General features: G+C 47.9%; 15 protein-coding genes and 4 tRNA genes. 16 read left to right on the forward strand and 3 right to left on the reverse strand.

Going from position 1 to position 16754, the window contains the following annotated elements; translation table 11 throughout:
- Nucleotides 1-17 precede the first annotated feature (17 nt).
- Nucleotides 18-2600: an ATP-dependent chaperone ClpB gene (gene clpB, locus ACLVWU_RS03630; RefSeq protein WP_413577412.1), complete on the forward strand. Its 2583-nt coding sequence runs from the start codon at nt 18-20 to the stop codon at nt 2598-2600.
- A gap of 73 nt (nt 2601-2673) precedes the next feature.
- Complete coding sequence (locus ACLVWU_RS03635) at nt 2674-2850, forward strand: hypothetical protein (RefSeq protein WP_413577413.1); 177 nt, start codon at nt 2674-2676, stop codon at nt 2848-2850.
- 148 nt (nt 2851-2998) lie between these two features.
- Here ACLVWU_RS03635 and ACLVWU_RS03640 read toward each other — a convergent pair whose 3' ends face one another.
- The 3 genes from ACLVWU_RS03640 to ACLVWU_RS03650 are packed head-to-tail and all read right to left on the reverse strand — an operon-like array spanning nt 2999 to nt 4716.
- Nucleotides 2999-3172: a DUF1328 domain-containing protein gene (locus ACLVWU_RS03640; protein WP_413577414.1), complete on the reverse strand. Its 174-nt coding sequence runs from the start codon at nt 3170-3172 to the stop codon at nt 2999-3001.
- Between the two features lie 57 nt (nt 3173-3229).
- Complete coding sequence (locus tag ACLVWU_RS03645; protein WP_413577415.1) at nt 3230-4207, reverse strand: sigma-54 interaction domain-containing protein; 978 nt, start codon at nt 4205-4207, stop codon at nt 3230-3232.
- Between the two features lie 11 nt (nt 4208-4218).
- Nucleotides 4219-4716 carry a hypothetical protein gene (locus tag ACLVWU_RS03650; RefSeq protein ID WP_413577417.1) on the reverse strand — a complete coding sequence of 166 codons (498 nt, stop codon included), beginning with the start codon at nt 4714-4716 and terminating at the stop codon, nt 4219-4221.
- 141 nt (nt 4717-4857) lie between these two features.
- Between ACLVWU_RS03650 and ACLVWU_RS03655 the strand changes: the two genes are divergently transcribed.
- From ACLVWU_RS03655 to tuf, 14 genes are all read left to right on the forward strand, one after another.
- Nucleotides 4858-5460 carry a riboflavin synthase gene (locus ACLVWU_RS03655; protein ID WP_413577419.1) on the forward strand — a complete coding sequence of 201 codons (603 nt, stop codon included), beginning with the start codon at nt 4858-4860 and terminating at the stop codon, nt 5458-5460.
- A complete protein-coding gene (gene ribB, locus ACLVWU_RS03660) occupies nt 5460-6590 on the forward strand; it encodes a 3,4-dihydroxy-2-butanone-4-phosphate synthase (protein ID WP_413577421.1) in 1131 nt (376 codons plus the stop codon). Before ACLVWU_RS03655 ends, ribB begins: the two co-directional genes overlap by 1 nt.
- Complete coding sequence (ribH, locus tag ACLVWU_RS03665; protein ID WP_413577422.1) at nt 6590-7156, forward strand: 6,7-dimethyl-8-ribityllumazine synthase; 567 nt, start codon at nt 6590-6592, stop codon at nt 7154-7156. Before ribB ends, ribH begins: the two co-directional genes overlap by 1 nt.
- Nucleotides 7157-7209: 53 nt before the next feature.
- A complete protein-coding gene (locus ACLVWU_RS03670) occupies nt 7210-9435 on the forward strand; it encodes a sensor histidine kinase (RefSeq protein WP_413577423.1) in 2226 nt (741 codons plus the stop codon).
- A 15-nt stretch (nt 9436-9450) separates the two neighbouring features.
- Nucleotides 9451-10827 carry a sigma-54-dependent transcriptional regulator gene (locus ACLVWU_RS03675; RefSeq protein ID WP_413577425.1) on the forward strand — a complete coding sequence of 459 codons (1377 nt, stop codon included), beginning with the start codon at nt 9451-9453 and terminating at the stop codon, nt 10825-10827.
- Nucleotides 10828-10868: 41 nt separating this feature from the next.
- Nucleotides 10869-12368, forward strand: coding sequence for a proline--tRNA ligase (gene proS / locus ACLVWU_RS03680; RefSeq protein WP_413577426.1), 1500 nt, complete (start codon nt 10869-10871; stop codon nt 12366-12368).
- 247 nt (nt 12369-12615) lie between these two features.
- Nucleotides 12616-13344: a L,D-transpeptidase gene (locus tag ACLVWU_RS03685; RefSeq protein WP_413577428.1), complete on the forward strand. Its 729-nt coding sequence runs from the start codon at nt 12616-12618 to the stop codon at nt 13342-13344.
- 43 nt (nt 13345-13387) lie between these two features.
- Complete coding sequence (pyrF, locus tag ACLVWU_RS03690; RefSeq protein WP_413577429.1) at nt 13388-14107, forward strand: orotidine-5'-phosphate decarboxylase; 720 nt, start codon at nt 13388-13390, stop codon at nt 14105-14107.
- Nucleotides 14094-15011: a TrmH family RNA methyltransferase gene (locus ACLVWU_RS03695; RefSeq protein WP_413577430.1), complete on the forward strand. Its 918-nt coding sequence runs from the start codon at nt 14094-14096 to the stop codon at nt 15009-15011. The genes pyrF and ACLVWU_RS03695 overlap by 14 nt, the downstream gene beginning before the upstream one ends.
- Before the next feature lie 57 nt (nt 15012-15068).
- Nucleotides 15069-15144, forward strand: a tRNA-Thr gene (locus tag ACLVWU_RS03700).
- A gap of 30 nt (nt 15145-15174) precedes the next feature.
- Nucleotides 15175-15260, forward strand: a tRNA-Tyr gene (locus ACLVWU_RS03705).
- Between the two features lie 44 nt (nt 15261-15304).
- Nucleotides 15305-15381: transfer RNA gene (locus ACLVWU_RS03710), tRNA-Gly, on the forward strand.
- A 10-nt stretch (nt 15382-15391) separates the two neighbouring features.
- Nucleotides 15392-15466 (forward strand) — tRNA-Thr (locus ACLVWU_RS03715).
- A gap of 74 nt (nt 15467-15540) precedes the next feature.
- Nucleotides 15541-16731 carry an elongation factor Tu gene (gene tuf / locus ACLVWU_RS03720; protein WP_413577432.1) on the forward strand — a complete coding sequence of 397 codons (1191 nt, stop codon included), beginning with the start codon at nt 15541-15543 and terminating at the stop codon, nt 16729-16731.
- The last annotated feature ends 23 nt before the right edge of the window (nt 16732-16754 follow it).

The raw sequence follows: 16754 nt of genomic DNA on the forward strand, positions 1-16754 counted from the left end.
TTTCAGATGGAGGAGCTATGAGCAACGATATTGAAAAAATGACGCGAAAAAGCCAAGAGGCCATGCAGGCCGCTGCAAAGCTGGCTGAGCGCAAGTCAAACCCCTCTGTTGAGCCTGAACATCTTTTGCTGGAACTGGTTCAGCAAAGTGAAGGGATCATCCCTCGCCTATTGGATAAACTAAACGTCGCCCAAGCTGATTTCCTGAGCGAACTTCGTAAGAAAATCGACAGATTCCCCACTGTAAGTGGCGGAGGCCAAAAACAATTCGCAAGTCCGCGCCTGGAAAAGATATTTAAAGGCTCCGAAGTGGAAGCGGACGAGTGGGGCGATTCCTATATTTCAACAGAGCACTTCTTTTTGGCGATGCTTAAGGGCACCGACAGTGAGATGGCTGCGTTTTTCAAAAAATATAACCTGAATGCTGACAAGGTAAAGGCTGCGTTGCGCGAAATGCGCGGCAGCCAAAAAGTGACTGATGATGATCCGGAAAACAAGTACGAGGTTTTGGCCAAGTACGCCCGTGATCTGACGGCCTTGGCTGCAGAGGGAAAATTGGATCCTGTGGTCGGACGTGATGAAGAAATTCGTCGTGTGGTGCAGGTTTTGTCCCGTCGTACAAAGAACAATCCTGTTTTGATTGGTGAGCCGGGCGTGGGAAAAACGGCCATTGCCGAAGGTCTGGCCCTGCGAATTTTGAAACACGATGTGCCTGACAACTTGATCGGTAAAAAATTAATGTCCCTGGATATGGGCGCATTGATTGCCGGCGCAAAGTATCGTGGCGAATTCGAGGATCGCTTAAAGGCCGTGATCAAAGAAGTGACCACAAGTGATGGACAGATCATTCTGTTTATCGATGAGCTTCATACTTTGGTGGGTGCAGGTAAAACCGATGGTGCCATGGATGCAGGTCAGTTGTTAAAACCAGCCCTGGCCCGTGGTGAGCTTCGCTGTATCGGAGCGACGACTTTGGATGAGTATCGCAAATACATCGAAAAAGACGCCGCCCTTGAACGTCGCTTCCAGACTGTTATGGTCGAAGAACCCAGCGAAGAGGATGCAATTACCATTTTGCGTGGCTTAAAAGAAAAGTACGAAGTCCATCATGGCATTCGTATCACAGACTCTGCGTTGGTTGCAGCGGTGAAGCTATCCCGTCGTTATATCACGAATAGATTTTTGCCGGACAAAGCAATCGACTTGATTGACGAAGCCGCAAGTAAACTGGGAATTGAAACGCGTTCTGTGCCGGAAGAGGTCGATAAAATCGAGCGCGAACTGATGCAGTTGCGTATCGAAAAAGAGGCCCTTAAAAAAGAAAAAGAGCAGGAAGCCAAAGATCGCATTACTGTGATCGACAAAGAGATCACTGCCTTGAGCGCTAAGAATCAGCTCCTGCGTGAGCAATGGGAGTTTGAAAAAGGTGGCATCACACAGATCAAGCAGTTGAAGGCCGATATCGAAGATATCAAGGTGGCAATTGCCAAGGCTGAACGCGAAGGTGATCTGGGCAAGGCCGCGGAACTTAAATACGGCAAACTTCCAGAGACCGAGAAAAAAATCAAAGCTATGGAAGAGCGCAGTAAAGAGCAAACCGGCAGCGAAAGTCGCATGCTGAAAGAAGAAGTCACGCCGGAAGACGTGGCCGAAGTTGTTGCCAAGTGGACAGGTGTTCCAGTCAGCAAGATGCTTGAAAGTGAAACTCAAAAGCTGTTGCACATGGAAGAACAATTAAAAAAACGTGTCGTGGGGCAGGATCACGCCTTGACCGTGGTTGCAGATGCAATTCGTCGCGCTCGTGCAGAAATATCGGATCCCAATCGTCCCATTGGTACATTTATGTTCCTGGGGCCCACAGGCGTGGGTAAAACCGAAACGGTCAAAGCCCTGGCCGAGTTCTTGTTCGATGACGAGCAGGCCGTGGTGCGAATCGACATGAGTGAATACATGGAGAAACACGCGGTCTCGAGACTGGTTGGTGCTCCTCCGGGATATGTGGGTTATGAAGAGGGCGGGCAATTGACTGAAGCCGTACGTCGCAGACCTTACAGCGTGGTGCTATTGGATGAAGTTGAAAAGGCCCATCCGGATGTATTCAATATTTTGCTTCAGGTCTTGGATGATGGTCGTCTGACTGATGGTCAAGGTCGTACTGTGGACTTCAAAAATACTGTGTTGATCATGACTTCGAATGTGGGTTCGCATTCGATTTTGGATCCGAAGATGTCAGAAGAGCAAAAGCAAAAAGCCGTGACCGAAGCACTTCGCGAGCATTTCCGTCCCGAGTTTTTAAATCGTATCGATGAAGTGGTGATCTATCATTCATTGGGCGAAGATAAGATTGCCGGAATTGTTCAAGTGCAGTTGGATTTGGTTGCGCAAAGACTGAAAGGCAAAAAAATTGGTATTTCATTCAGTAAAGACGCAGTCGAATTGTTGGCACGCAAAGGTTACGATCCGATTTATGGGGCACGTCCTTTGAAGCGGGTGATTCAAAATGAATTGCTAAATCCCCTGTCCAAAAAAATCATCAGCGGTAACGTAAAAGCTGGTGACACTGTGGAAGTGAAGGCCGATGGCAATCAATTGACAATGTAATTGTTGGCACGGGTTTCGCTAACACCTGGGATAGGCAAGCAATGATGCTTGCCTATCTAACAGGAGAACCTAAATGGGCATCGATAAAAACAGACCTAATTCTTCATCTACAGATAAATCCGGCAACAGAGCAGAAGATATGCGCCGTGAATCTTCAAATTCAAGCCGTCGTGATTCGACTTCTTCGAATAAAGATTCCCAAAGATCTTCTCAAAATAGCTCAGACAGAAATTCATCTGGCAGAAGATAGTCCCAGTTCGAATTTTAAATTGATGCAAAGGGTTTCCAGAATGGAAGCCCTTTTTTGTTTGCGAAAGCGCACTTCGTAAGTGGGCCTTCGAGTCAGATTGCCCCGAGGAGTCTTTCCCTGCCTGCGGGGCATTTTGTCCCTTAGTGAGCTACCTTGGTCCTTTACGGCCGATCATATTCACAAAGAAACTGATAACGGCTAAGACCAGGAACACGATCAACAACATGCGGCCGACTTCCATAGACAGTCCCGCAATGCCATTTGCGCCCAGAACGAATGCCACGATTGCCAGAATGAAAAATGCGATTGCAGCCCGTAACATGCAAACCTCCTCAGTGGGTGTTACTAATTTAAGGATAAGCAATTCAGATGCCAACTATCACAAAGCCGAGTGGCGTTTGCCAAGTTTTCTGTAAAGAGTTTTTCGATCAATTCCTAAATCACGGGCGGTCTTTTCTTTTGCACCTTTGTTGATGGACAAAGCATACTCGATATAGAGCTGATTCATTTCCTCGATTGGCAGCAGCAAGGGGGCGGCTTCTTCACGCGTTTTTTCGCGCAGAAAATTCAAAGTGTTTTGTTTTTGTTTTGATATTTCGCTGGCTCGTGGATGAAGATCTTCAACTTCGATGTGTGAGTTTGCGGCTAGCACCACCGCGCGCTCGATGCGATTTTCCAGCTCGCGAACATTTCCCGGCCAGCTTTGGTTCAAAAGATACTGGTGGGCGGCAGGGGTGATTCCCAATAACCTCTTCGAGTTTTGTATCGAGTACTTTCCAAGAAAGTGCTGGGCTAAGGGAAGAATATCTTCAGTTCGCTCCCGCAACGCCGGCACGTTGATAGAGATCACGTTCAGGCGAAAGAATAGATCTTCGCGAAATTTCTTTTGTTGAACAGCACGATCCAGATTCTGATGGGTTGCCGCAATCACGCGAATATTAATGGGGCGAAAGCTATTCTCCCCCAGTCGTTTTATTTTGCGTTCCTGCAGAACCCGCAGAATTTTTGCCTGCAGGCCAATATCCATGTCGGCAATTTCATCTAAAAAAAGAGTACCGCCTTCGGCTTCTTCAAAAAGTCCGGCCTTGTTTGCGATCGCACCTGAAAAGGCGCCGCGTGCATAACCGAAAAGCTCTGACTCTAACAGATGATCAGGGATGGCAGCGCAATTCAAGGCAACGAATCCTTTGGAGCGCCGGGTGCTTAAAGTATGAATGTATTGTGCGATGATCTCTTTGCCGGTCCCACTTTCGCCGGTGATCAGGATGCTCGAGGTGCTTTCAGCGACTTTGCGGGCCAGATTCAGAGCGGAAAGGAAGGCAGGACTTTCAGCGATGATGTCTTTCCCTTCCTTCATTTTGCAGCTCCTTACAAATTGCCACCACCCGAAAGTATGATGAAATACTGCACTTCTTCGTCTGGCATTTTAAATCCGAACTTGTCTCGGCGGGTATCATAGTACTTTGTTACCTGGGCGCCGCCACCAATTCGCAGGCCACCGATGGCAAAAATCAAACCGGCCTTACCAAAGTAACCACTCGCGTCCTCATTGGCGAACCGCAAACCGGGCCCGGCAAACCCTTCGATGCCGAATTTGCCGCCGTCGTTATAGAAGCTGGTTCCAAAGATCGCCGCGGTATCCAAGCCATACACATTATCAATGCTGCTGCCGAATTGCGTAAAAAGGGAGTTTCGCCAGTTCAAGTAGTTGGTCAGGTACCAGTTCAAACCGACGTCGATTTCGGTGTAGGTGTTGCCATTGTAGGTGCCAACGCCGCCACTTAAATCATAAGTCAGGTTTTGTGCGCCCGCGGGGCTGGAAATCAAACCACCAAGTACCAATAGAATGCTTATAAGTTTTTTCATGATTTCATCATCCGAAGCTGCGGGGGGCAGGGTCAATGAAATTGCGGCTTTCCGGGCTTTCAACACAGTGAAAATAGGAGGCATTTCTTGCCATTTTTCCTTTGAAGGGGTAGTTTCCAGCCCATTCAAGCAGGGGCCCTTATGTTTTCTGGAATCGTCGAATCCGTTATGCCTATTGAAAGCTCGGAAGAGCTCCAAAATGCCTATCGCGTAAAAATTAAAAAGCCATCTGAATTCAATGATTTAAAGCTTGGCGACAGCATTGCCTGTGATGGTGTTTGTTTGACCGTTGAAGCCTATGATGATCAGCAAATGACTTTCGCGCTGGCGGCCGAAACCATCAAGATTCTCGAGTGGAATCCCACTAGCTGGATTGGTAAAAAGGTCAATTTAGAGAGATCTTTGCGTTTCGGTGACCGTATCCATGGTCATTTGGTAACAGGTCACGTCGATAGTTTGGGCTCTGTGACAAGAGCAGAGCTTTTGGGCGAGTCGTTCTTTTTGGACGTTAAAGTTCAGGACACGATTCTTCCCTACGTTTGGAAAAAGGGCAGCATCACATTGAACGGCGTCAGCCTGACAGTGAATGATCTGGATAAAAACACCGTGTCAGTGTGTCTGATCCCTGAGACACTCAAGCGCACCAATTTGGGTGACTTGAAAATTGGAAGTAAAATTAATGTGGAGCCGGATTATATGGCTCGCGCGATCCAACGTTCTTTGGAAGTGAAGAAGGACCAGTAATGGAATTCAATACAATCCCGGAAATTCTTGATGATGTCAGAGCAGGAAAAATCGTAATCCTGGTGGACGATGAGGATCGTGAAAACGAAGGTGATCTGATCCTGGCGACGGATCACGTGAATGCGCAAGCGATCAATTTCATGATTTCTGAAGCCCGCGGCCTGGTATGTCTGTGTATGACGCCGCAACAAATGGACCGCCTGCAGCTGCCATTGATGGTTCGTGATGAGTACAACTACGCACCAAATAAAACCGCTTTCACCGTTTCCATCGAAGCAGCCGAAGGCATTTCTACAGGTATTTCCGCAGCGGACCGTGCACACACTTGTAAGGTCGCAGCCAACCCTCACGCGAAACCTGCTGACGTTCACATGCCAGGACATATCTTCCCAATTCGCGCGCAACAAGGCGGAGTGCTAAAGCGCGCAGGTCACACTGAAGCCAGCGTTGATCTGGCTCGCATGGCGGGATTGAATCCTGCAGCGGTCATCTGTGAGGTCATGAATCCAGATGGAACTATGGCGCGCGTTCCGGACTTGAAAGAGTTCGCGAAAAAGCACGGACTTAAAATCGGTACGATCGTTGATTTGATCGCATATCGTCTGGCGAATGAAACTTTGGTTGAAGAACTTGTCAGCATTCCTTTGCCTGCGTCTTTCGGCGAAGGTTATCAGGCGCGCGTCTTCCGTTCGACGGTGGATGGTCTTGAGCATTTGGTCATTCAAAAAGGCGAGATCGTAAAAGACAAGCCTGCCTTGATCCGTGTGCACGTCGACAACTTCACCCGTGACTTTATGGCTGTCGTGCAAAGAGGCGGATCGTCCGTGGTGGAAAGCCTGAAGATGATCGAAGAGGCGGGCAGTGGTGCCTTCGTTCTTCTTCGTGGTAACAACCGTGTCCATGGTCTTACACAGGAACTTCAAGCCTTGGTCGGCATGGAAGATCTTCGTCCCTCCACTCCGTTGATGGACGAGCGTGATTACGGTATCGGTGCGCAAATTCTGCGCGAGATCGGCGCGAATAAAATCCGCCTGATCACCAACAAGCCCGAGAAAAAAGTCGGCTTGAAGGCATTTGATTTAGAAATCGTTGAAATTGTAGCAATTGAAAATCTTAAAGGGGCTCAATAATGGCAAACATCAAAGTTGGTGTGGTAACAGCACGTTGGAATTCAGAAATCACTCAAAAGCTTGAAGAGGGTGCAATCTCTTACCTTGAGTCTTGCGAGGGCGTGGAAATCTACGCTGCTTTGGTTCCGGGTGCAGTGGAAATCCCATTGGCTTGCCAGGCATTCCTGGATGCAGGTTGTGATGGTGTTGTGGCGTTGGGTGCTGTTATTCGTGGGGAAACTTCGCACTACGATTATGTCTGCAACTCGGTAACAGACGGTCTGACTCGTTTGATGCTTGATTATAAAAAACCAATCGGTTTCGGCGTATTGACGACTGAAAACGAAGAGCAAGCTATCGCTCGCACAGGCAGCGCTGAGCACATGAACAAAGGCGAGGAAGCAGCACAAGTGGTTATGGAAATGATCGGTCTTGTGGGTGAAATCCCTGCGACTTTGAAAACAGCGGAAATGATCGCGGCGCAGCCGGCTCCAAAAGCCAAAGCTCCTAAGGCGGCAAAAGCAGCAAAAGCTGCCAAGAAAGCTCCTGCGAAAGCAAAAAAATCCGCGAAAAAAGGAAAAAAGTAATTTAGCATTGTAGTCTCAATGGCCACGGATTTTTTCCGGCTGATCAGGAAGCCGTGGCCTTACAAAAGGAATTGTTGGTGAGCGAAACTTCCGGTGATGATTTTCTTCCACATGGTCCCGCGGAACATAAAAAAAGAAGACGCGAAATCTTCATCGTACTTGTCGTCTCTTTTCTGTTCGTATTGCTGACCTGGTTTGAAATCAGACTGTTCGCAACCAGCCAGCAACTTCCCTTCGTTCATAGTATCTTTTTCTTCGGTCTGGTAAATTTCAATATCATCCTGCTGTTGCTTCTTTTGTTCATGATTTTCCGAAACATCGTGAAGGTCTTCGTCGAGCGGCAAGGGAAGTTGTTCGGCAGCAGTCTGAAGGCAAAACTGATCGCCGCATTCGTGGCGTTCAGTTTTATCCCAACCGTTCTGATGTTCATCATTTCGGTGTTCTATATCAATTCCAGCTTCGACAAATGGTTCAGCGTTAAAATGGCCGGAGTCTTAAAAAGCTCTATCGAAGTCACCAATGCCTATTATTTTAACGCCAAAAAGAAGAACTACCACTTTGCCCATCAAATTGCGGACTCCATTCGTCCGTTGAATAACTCGAACGACATCAAACACAAGGTCGAACAGCTGCGCAAAGAATTCAGTCTGGATGCGGTGGAGTACTATCCATCGTTGTTTGGGAAGCGCGTTGTGGTTTCCGCAGAGGATGACACTGTTCCCACGGTGCCGGCCGTCTCTCTTGAGTTTCTGCAAAAAGGTATCAAAGTTCAGGCCGAGGCCTCTATCATCCATCAATTCGGGGATGGCAATCTGGTTCGTGTGATCGTTCCGGTCAAAGAGGGCGCTGATAAGGGCGCCATCGTGGTCTCAAGTTTTCTGCCGCTTTCATTGGTCAGTAAGATGGATGACATCTCAACGGCCTACGATGAATTCCGCGATATCAATCCTTTGGAATATCCGCTGAAATCAATTTATCTGATCATCCTGGTACTGATGACCTTCGTAATCCTGTTGGCTGCGACCTGGTTTGGATTTTATCTGGCCAAACAGCTTTCCATTCCGATTGTCCAATTGGGGCGTGCAACCCGCCGTGTGGCTGGGGGCGATTACACTCCGGTGGAAATCAAGTCCGGCTCCGAGGAAATCAACGATTTGATTTCAAGCTTTAATCAGATGACCGTTACGCTGGAAAACACCCTCGAGGAGCTGGATCAGCACGCTCGATACACGGATATAGTATTGCGTAACGTGAACACCGGTGTGATTTCCGTGGATCAGAATGGTCGTATTTCTACGATCAACCGTCATGCGGCCCAACTGTTAAAAGTCGATGCGGATCGCTACATCGGGAAGTCAGTTCGCGAACTTTTGACCTTGGAATACTTCCGCACCTTTGCGGAACTGCTGAAAACCATGCAGGATCACAAGATCGAAAGCATTCAAAAAGAATTCCGACTGAACGTGCAAGGCGAAGCCGTGCCTCTGCAAATGAGTCTTTCCATCCTTAAGGATGATAAAGGCGAAGCCGTCGGTAAGGTTCTGGTATTCGACGACATGACACCGATCGTGAATGCCCAAAGGTCTGCAGCATGGACCGAAGTGGCCCGTCGTATTGCCCATGAAATCAAGAATCCATTGACGCCCATCAAGCTTTCCGCAGAACGTCTTCAAAGAAAATTTGGTGCTTCGATCACGGATCCTGCATTCAGTGAATGTACGACAATGATCGTAAAACAAGTTGATGGATTGAAAAATCTGGTGAACGAGTTCAGCAACTTTGCCCGTCTTCCTCAGGCGCGCCCGGTTGTTGCAAACTTTAACTCTGTGATCGAGGAATCCCTGGGGCTATATCGTCAGGCACATCCGCAAGTTAAGTTTGATTTCCTTCCTGACGGGGAGCTGCCGGAGTTTAAGTTTGATCCCGATCAAATTCGCCGGGTTTTGGTGAATCTTGTGGATAACGCTGTAGCTGCTGTGGCTAAAGAACCACAACCAGCTGTCCAAATAGCCACACGTTATGACAAAGATATTAAAACTATGCGTATGACCGTCGCCGATAATGGAGACGGGGTGTCAGCAGATCAAAGAAACCGTATTTTTGAGCCGTACTACTCTACAAAAGAGGGCGGAACTGGTTTAGGCTTACCTATCGTGAAAAGGATCATCGAGGATCACAATGGATTTATTCGCGCGACTGCAAATGAACCCAAAGGTTTGAAACTCGTGATCGAAGTTCCTGTAAACGAAGTGGGCGCGTGGAAGCCCGCTGAAGAATAAGAAAGAAGGTCCGTGATGGCGGCTCTATCTACAAAAATTCTGATTATTGACGACGAAGCACCGATTCGTGATGTGCTCTCAGCTTCTTTAAGAGACGAAGGCTATCAGGTTTTCCTGGCGCATGACGGGGAGTCTGGCCTGCAGGCGATCAAAGATGTTCAGCCCGATGTGGTCTTCCAGGATATCTGGATGCCCGGAAATATCGACGGTATTGAAGTTCTGACTCGTTCACGCAAGGAATTTCCGAATGTCGAGTTCGTGATGATTTCCGGTCACGGAACTATTGAAACTGCGGTTAAAGCCACCAAGTTGGGTGCCTGGGATTTCATCGAAAAACCACTTTCCATGGATAAAATCCTGATCGTGATCTCAAATATTCTAAGCTACCAACAACAGAAGGAAGAAAAAGCCCTGTTGCTGAACAAGCTTCGCAAATCCATCGCTCTTGTCGGTGAAGCTCCGTCTATCGTGGCCACCAAACAAGTGATCGCGCGCGTGGCGCCGACAAACTCCTGGGTTTTGATCCAAGGTGAAGCCGGTACTGGCAAAGAGCTTGTGGCTCAAAATATTCATTACTTAAGCACTCGCGCCAGCCGTCCCTTTGTTGAAATCAATTGTGGCGGTATTCCGGAAGATCTTTTGGAAGCAGAAATCTTCGGTATCGAAAAAGGTGCGATGCCAGGCGTGGAGCGTGCTAAAAAAGGCAAATTGGATTTGGCCCACGGCGGGACACTGTACATTGCTGAAATCAGCGAAATGAACAAAGACGCTCAGGCAAAACTCCTAACTTACCTGGATGACAAAAAATACCGTCGTGTCGGCGGCTCTGAGCTGATCGAAAACGATGTGCGTGTGATCGCGGCTTCATCGAAAGATCTGGATAAAGAAGTTAAGGAAGGCCGCTTCCGCGAGGACCTGTATTACCGTCTGAACGTGATTCCATTCCGTGTCCCGGCCCTTCGTGAGCACCCCGAGGATATCCCGGTTTTGGTCTCTTATTTTTCAGACAATGTTGCATCTGAAAGCGGTTATCCCAAAAAAGCCATCAGCGAGCAGGCCATGAATAAAATGTTGGCCTATCAATGGACTGGCAATGTGCGCGAATTGAAAAACTTTATCGAGCGCGTTTATATTCTGACTCCGGGCGAGTTCGTTGACGTTCATGATCTGCGTTTCGCAGGCTTGATCGACAAGGACGATGAGCAGGGCTTTGAAATGCAGGACCTGTCCACGTTCCGCGATGCCCGTGCTCAGTTCGAAAAAGAATACCTTCTTCGTAAGATCAACGAAAACGGCGGGAATATCTCTAAAACCGCTGAAGTCATCGGTCTTGAGCGAAGTTACCTTCACAGAAAAATTAAAGCCTACGGCATAGACACTAAAGACATTTAGTGTCCTTATGGCCAGTACAAAAGATATTTAAGGAATAGCAAATGTCAGATACAGCAATTAAACCAACACGCTCTGAAAATTACCCTGAGTGGTACCAACAAGTTATCACCGCAGCTGATATGGCCGAAAACTCTCCGGTCCGTGGTTGCATGGTGATCAAACCCTGGGGCTACGCTGTTTGGGAAAACATGCAAGCGGTATTGGATCGTATGTTCAAAGATACGGGCCACGTGAATGCTTACTTCCCATTGCTTATTCCACTAAGCTTCCTGGAAAAAGAAGCTGAACACGTTGAAGGCTTCGCGAAGGAATGCGCTGTCGTTACTCACCACCGCTTGAAAGGTGATGGCAATGGCAAACTGGTTCCGGATGGCGAGCTTGAAGAGCCGCTTATCATCCGTCCTACTTCTGAAACCATCATCGGTCATCAATTCGCAAAATGGGTGAAGTCCTACCGTGACCTTCCTGTTTTGATCAATCAATGGTGTAACGTGATGAGATGGGAAATGCGCACGCGCATGTTCCTAAGAACGGCAGAGTTCCTGTGGCAAGAAGGCCATACAGTTCACGCGACTGCCAAAGAAGCCCAAGAGGAAACTTTGCAGATGTTGGACGTTTACGCTGACTTTGCAGAGCAATACATGGCGATGCCAGTAATTAAAGGTATGAAAACCTCTGACGAGCGTTTCCCGGGTGCGGTTGATACGTACACGATCGAAGCGCTTATGCAGGATAAAAAAGCTCTTCAAGCGGGCACGTCTCACTTCTTGGGTCAGAACTTCGCAAAAGCTTCCGGTATTAAATACTTGAGCGCCGAGGGTAAAGAAGAAACTGCATGGACAACTTCATGGGGTGTTTCAACTCGTCTTATCGGTGGTTTGATCATGACTCATTCAGACGATAACGGCTTCGTGGTGCCGCCAAGAATCGCTCCTCTGCACGTTGTGATCGTACCAATCTATCGTAACGACGCTGAAAAAGCGCAGGTATTGGAATACGTAAACAGCCTGGCTAAAGAAGTAAAATCTCAAAACTATAATGGTGGTTCCATCCGCGTGAAAGTCGACGACCGCGACATCCGTGGCGGCGATAAAGCATGGCAGTACATCAAGCAAGGTGTTCCTGTGCGCGTGGAAGTAGGTCCTCGTGATATGGCGAAAGGCGAAGTCTTCGTCGGCCGTCGTGACAAAGGCCCGAAAGAAAAAGCCGGCCAAGCCCGCGATGCTTTCGTTCAGGGCATCAGTGCTTTGTTGCAGGAAATCCAGGACGGTTTGTTTGAAAGAGCCAAAGCGTTCCGCGACAGCAACATCAAAAAAATCACAGACCTTAAAGAATTCGAAGCACACTTTAAAGGCGAAGAAAATTCAGCCCCAGGTTTCGCATTGGTTCCATGGTGTGAAGAGGGTATCGGTCATGATTTGTTAGGCCAGCTGAAAGTAACTCCACGTTGTGCTCCACTTAAACAAGAGCCCATCAGCGGAAACTGCATCTTCTCTGGCAAGCCAGCCACGAAATGGGTGCTGTTCGCGAAGTCTTACTAAAAGCGTCTCAACCAATTTGACGGCGTTCAAAGTTAGGCCAGTAAAGGGATTCGTGGAATTCCCTCGCAAATTAAGGGGCCAAGGTCCTTAAAAAGAGCGAAAACCTGATTTCAAAACACTTAGAAATTTGGCGAACGGAGGGATTTTCCCTCCGTTTTTTTATTCGCTTTGACGACTCTCGTAACTGAGCAGATTCTGATTCTGAACTAGGGATTGTTCCATAAAGCCAATAACAGGAGGGATTTCTATGAAAGCCTTAGCTTTATCCTTGTTGTTGCTCGTTTCAGGTTTTTCCCCAAGTTTGTACGCCACCGACGATGAAGTCTCCATCAAACCACCGTCGCCGAAATATTCCGAACCCCTTGATGACCTCATGACCACCGAAGAGATTGCGAACGAGATCGGCGCTCCGCGAACAGAAATGCGCGCAGCCGTGATCGATCCGGAAATCATCGCGTCTCAGGATGGAATTGATGTCTATAGAGAGTATGCCATCGTCCTTCGCATCAACAAGGCGCCGATCGGTCCCACAGCCCAGCAGATGCAAGTTATGGAGAACGGGGTGCTGATCGCGAATTGGCTGGTTTCGACGGGTCGGGAAAAGTATGAACAAGCAAAAAGCGGCCGTTGGTATTGGACGGTCACTCCAACCGGCACTTACTCACCGTATAAGCTGGTGCTGAAACACTATTCCTATACATGGAAAGCGCATATGGAATTTGCGATGTTCTTTAATGGTGGTGTGGCCGTGCATGCAACGACGCCAGATCACTATAAAGAGCTGGGTACGCGTGCTTCCGGGGGCTGTGTCCGACTTCACCGCGATAATGCTCTGATCATTTGGAATAAAGTGACAGCGCAACCCAAAAAGCTGGTTCCCTTGTTTAATGAAAACGGTCGCGTGGCCCGCGACGTTAATGGAAATCCGATCCGGGTCATGGGTTGGAACACTCTGATAATCGTCGAAAACAAATGACCTGTTTCTGAGTTTATGAGAGGGTGGAGTGCAGGAGTTATTCATGAATAAAAACCTGCGCTCTCATCCCATGAAAAATCCAGTCATTCTTGCGCTTGATGTGGACACCCGCGATCAGGCTTTGAGAATCGCCGATCAGGTCGGTGATATTATCGGTGGAATCAAAGTCGGCCCACGTTTGTGTTTACGTTATGGGCTGGAGTTCGTTCAGGAGCTCTCGCAGCGCGCTCCGATCTTTATGGATAATAAGCACTTCGATATTCCTTCAACCATGGAGGCTGCGGTTCGCGCCAGTTTCGATGCCGGTGCCTCATTGGTCACAGTTCATGCGCTAAGTGGTGCAGAGGCTCTGAAAAGGGTAGCTGCGGTCGAAGCAGAGCTGAATAAGCAGCGCCCGTTCAAGGTGCTGGCCGTAACAATCCTGACCTCCTGGGATCAAAATTCATTGCCGTCCGTGATGAAACCTCAGTCGATCTCTCAGCACGTTACTGAATTGGCGAGTTTGGTTCAAAATTCTGGAATAAATGGCGTGGTTTGCTCTCCTCATGAACTGGACCTTTTACAAAATCGCGGTCTCTATCTTGTCACGCCGGGAATTCGCTTTAGTATGAACGACTCCGGCGATCAAAAGCGAATCATGGGTCCGCAGGAAGCACTTGAAAAAGGGGCTTCTGCACTTGTGGTAGGTCGTCCGATTTTAGAGGCAAAAGATATCAAACAAGCAGCAAATCAATTTGTGATGGCGATGAATGAAAAAGAATAATTTCCGCTCTGGCAGCGGCTCAAAAAGCAATTCTCCAAAATCCTCTCAGGGCGGTCGTTCTCAGGGAGGACGCCCTCAACAAGGTGGTCGCCCGCAAGGTGGAGCTCGCCCTCAGCAAGGCGGTTCTCGCTCTGAAAATTCCATTCCACGCGAGTGGCGTATTGTCGTCGGTAATCACGCCATCAAAGAAGCTCTTTTTATGCGCCCTAAAAAGGTCAAAGGGATGTGGCTTAAGAATGGTTGGGAAACTTCTGCTGATTTGCGCGAACTAGAAGAGATGGCTCGCAAGCATCACATCACTCCCGAGATTCGTCAGGAGCAAGTGATCGATAAATTCGGTTCATCGCATCAAGGTGCGGCACTTTTCGTTGAAGGTGGGCCGGGACTGGACCTAGACCACGTGGGAAGTTTGGATACTTCTATTCTTTTGATGCTGGACGGTATCGAAGATCCGCACAACTTGGGTGCGATTCTAAGAACGTCATGGCTGACCAACGTTAAAGGTGTATTTATTCCAGAGGACCGCGCAGTGGGTCTAACCCCGACAGTTCATAAAGTGGCCTGCGGTGGGGTAGAGCATGTGCCTGTTGAAGCCACAACTAACTTTAGTAAGTACGCGGAAACATTAAAAGAAAAAGGGTATTGGATTTATGGTTTAAGCCCCCGCGGAAAGCGATCGATTTTCGAATTAGATCTGCCTGAAAAAGTAATTTGGGCAATCGGCGCTGAAGACAAAGGTTTGAGAGTGACAACAGAACGCCTTTGTGATGAATTAGTCTTCATTCCGCAAACGAGTGCTTCTGCATCTTATAATGCGTCTGTCGCCACGGCCATGGCCTTGACGGAGACTTTAAGGCAGCACGCGGTGCGCGGAAATCGCAAAAAATCGCAGTCCGACAAATAATTATCTTTGACGAATGTAGATTTTTTCCACTATAACTCTTTCGGTTATCTCAGTGATGCTGGTTTAGCTCAATTGGTAGAGCAGCTGATTTGTAATCAGCAGGTTGCGGGTTCGAGTCCCATAACCAGCTCCAAATTTCTCTGAGTAAGTATTTAAAAAAAATGGGTAGGTGCCCGAGTGGCTAAAGGGGACGGACTGTAAATCCGTTAGCTTACGCTTACGAAGGTTCGAATCCTTCCCTGCCCACCATTTTTTTAAATATTTTCTCGGGGAAATTAGGGTTTCTGTAATGGGCGGGAATAGCTCAATTGGCTAGAGTATCTGCCTTCCAAGCAGAGGGTTGCGGGTTCGAGACCCGTTTCCCGCTCCAATTTTCAGATGCCCATGTAGCTCAGTGGTAGAGCACACCCTTGGTAAGGGTGAGGTCGTCGGTTCGGCTCCGATCATGGGCTCCACTTAGTTTTACTTGTATTTAATAAATTTGGCTTTAAGTTAGATAAAAATAAAAAAATCTCTGCAGGAGGATATAATGTCTAAAGAGAAATTCACGCGTAATAAGCCGCATGTTAACATCGGTACAATCGGTCACGTCGACCACGGTAAAACAACTTTGACTGCTGCTATCACTACTACTCTTGCAGCGGCTGGTAAAGCTCAAGCGATGTCTTACGATCAAATCGATAAGTCTCCAGAAGAGCGCGAGCGTGGTATCACTATCTCTACTACTCACGTTGAGTATGAAACTGAAAACCGCCACTACGCACACGTTGACTGCCCAGGACATGCTGACTACGTAAAAAACATGATCACTGGTGCTGCTCAAATGGACGGCGCTATCCTAGTTGTTTCTTCTGCTGACGGTCCTATGCCACAAACTCGTGAACACATCCTTTTGGGTCGCCAAGTTGGTATCCCTGCAATGGTTGTTTTCATGAACAAAGTTGACATGGTTGACGATAAAGAACTTCTTGAGCTAGTTGAGCTTGAGATCCGCGAACTTCTTTCTAAGTACGAATACCCAGGTGATGATATCCCTGTAGTAAAAGGTTCTGCTTTGAAAGCTTTGGAAGGTGACCAATCTGAAATCGGTCGTCCATCTATCATGAAATTGATGGAAGCTTGCGATGCTTACATTCCACAACCAGCTCGTGCTACTGACAAAACTTTCTTGATGCCAGTAGAGGACGTGTTCTCTATCTCTGGTCGTGGTACAGTTGTTACTGGCCGTGTTGAGCGTGGTATCGTTAAAGTTGGTGACGAGATCGAAATCATCGGTATCCGTCCAACTCAAAAAACTACTGTTACTGGTATCGAGATGTTCCGTAAACTTCTTGATGAAGGTCAAGCGGGCGACAACTGCGGCGTTCTTCTTCGTGGTACTAAAAAAGAAGACGTTGAGCGTGGTCAAGTTCTTGCTAAACCAGGTTCAGTTAAACCTCACAAAAAATTCAAAGCTGAAGCGTACATCCTTACTAAAGAAGAAGGCGGACGTCATACTCCATTCTTCAACGGTTACCGTCCACAGTTCTACTTCCGTACAACTGACGTAACTGGTGTTTGTACTTTGAAAGCTGGCACTGAAATGGTTATGCCAGGTGACCGCGTTGAATTGGCAGTTGAGTTGATCGCTCCAATCGCGATGGAAAAAGAATTGCGTTTCGCTATCCGCGAAGGTGGCCGTACAGTTGGCGCCGGCGTTGTTATCGAAATCCTTGAGTAGGATTAACGCAGCATAGGCTGAAA

Origin of the sequence: Bdellovibrio sp. HCB290 (genome assembly GCF_047305925.1) — a bacterium.
Lineage (GTDB): Bacteria > Bdellovibrionota > Bdellovibrionia > Bdellovibrionales > Bdellovibrionaceae > Bdellovibrio.

Coding starts and splice junctions, on each gene's coding strand:
- proS (WP_413577426.1), top strand. CDS start 10,869: ATGTCAGATACAGCAATTAAACCAACACGCTCTGAAAATTACCCTGAG.
- ACLVWU_RS03675 (WP_413577425.1), top strand. CDS start 9,451: ATGGCGGCTCTATCTACAAAAATTCTGATTATTGACGACGAAGCACCG.
- tuf (WP_413577432.1), top strand. CDS start 15,541: ATGTCTAAAGAGAAATTCACGCGTAATAAGCCGCATGTTAACATCGGT.
- clpB (WP_413577412.1), top strand. CDS start 18: ATGAGCAACGATATTGAAAAAATGACGCGAAAAAGCCAAGAGGCCATG.
- ACLVWU_RS03640 (WP_413577414.1), bottom strand. CDS start 3,172: ATGTTACGGGCTGCAATCGCATTTTTCATTCTGGCAATCGTGGCATTC.
- ACLVWU_RS03645 (WP_413577415.1), bottom strand. CDS start 4,207: ATGAAGGAAGGGAAAGACATCATCGCTGAAAGTCCTGCCTTCCTTTCC.
- ACLVWU_RS03685 (WP_413577428.1), top strand. CDS start 12,616: ATGAAAGCCTTAGCTTTATCCTTGTTGTTGCTCGTTTCAGGTTTTTCC.
- ACLVWU_RS03650 (WP_413577417.1), bottom strand. CDS start 4,716: ATGAAAAAACTTATAAGCATTCTATTGGTACTTGGTGGTTTGATTTCC.
- ribH (WP_413577422.1), top strand. CDS start 6,590: ATGGCAAACATCAAAGTTGGTGTGGTAACAGCACGTTGGAATTCAGAA.
- ACLVWU_RS03655 (WP_413577419.1), top strand. CDS start 4,858: ATGTTTTCTGGAATCGTCGAATCCGTTATGCCTATTGAAAGCTCGGAA.
- ACLVWU_RS03695 (WP_413577430.1), top strand. CDS start 14,094: ATGAAAAAGAATAATTTCCGCTCTGGCAGCGGCTCAAAAAGCAATTCT.
- ACLVWU_RS03635 (WP_413577413.1), top strand. CDS start 2,674: ATGGGCATCGATAAAAACAGACCTAATTCTTCATCTACAGATAAATCC.
- ribB (WP_413577421.1), top strand. CDS start 5,460: ATGGAATTCAATACAATCCCGGAAATTCTTGATGATGTCAGAGCAGGA.
- pyrF (WP_413577429.1), top strand. CDS start 13,388: ATGAATAAAAACCTGCGCTCTCATCCCATGAAAAATCCAGTCATTCTT.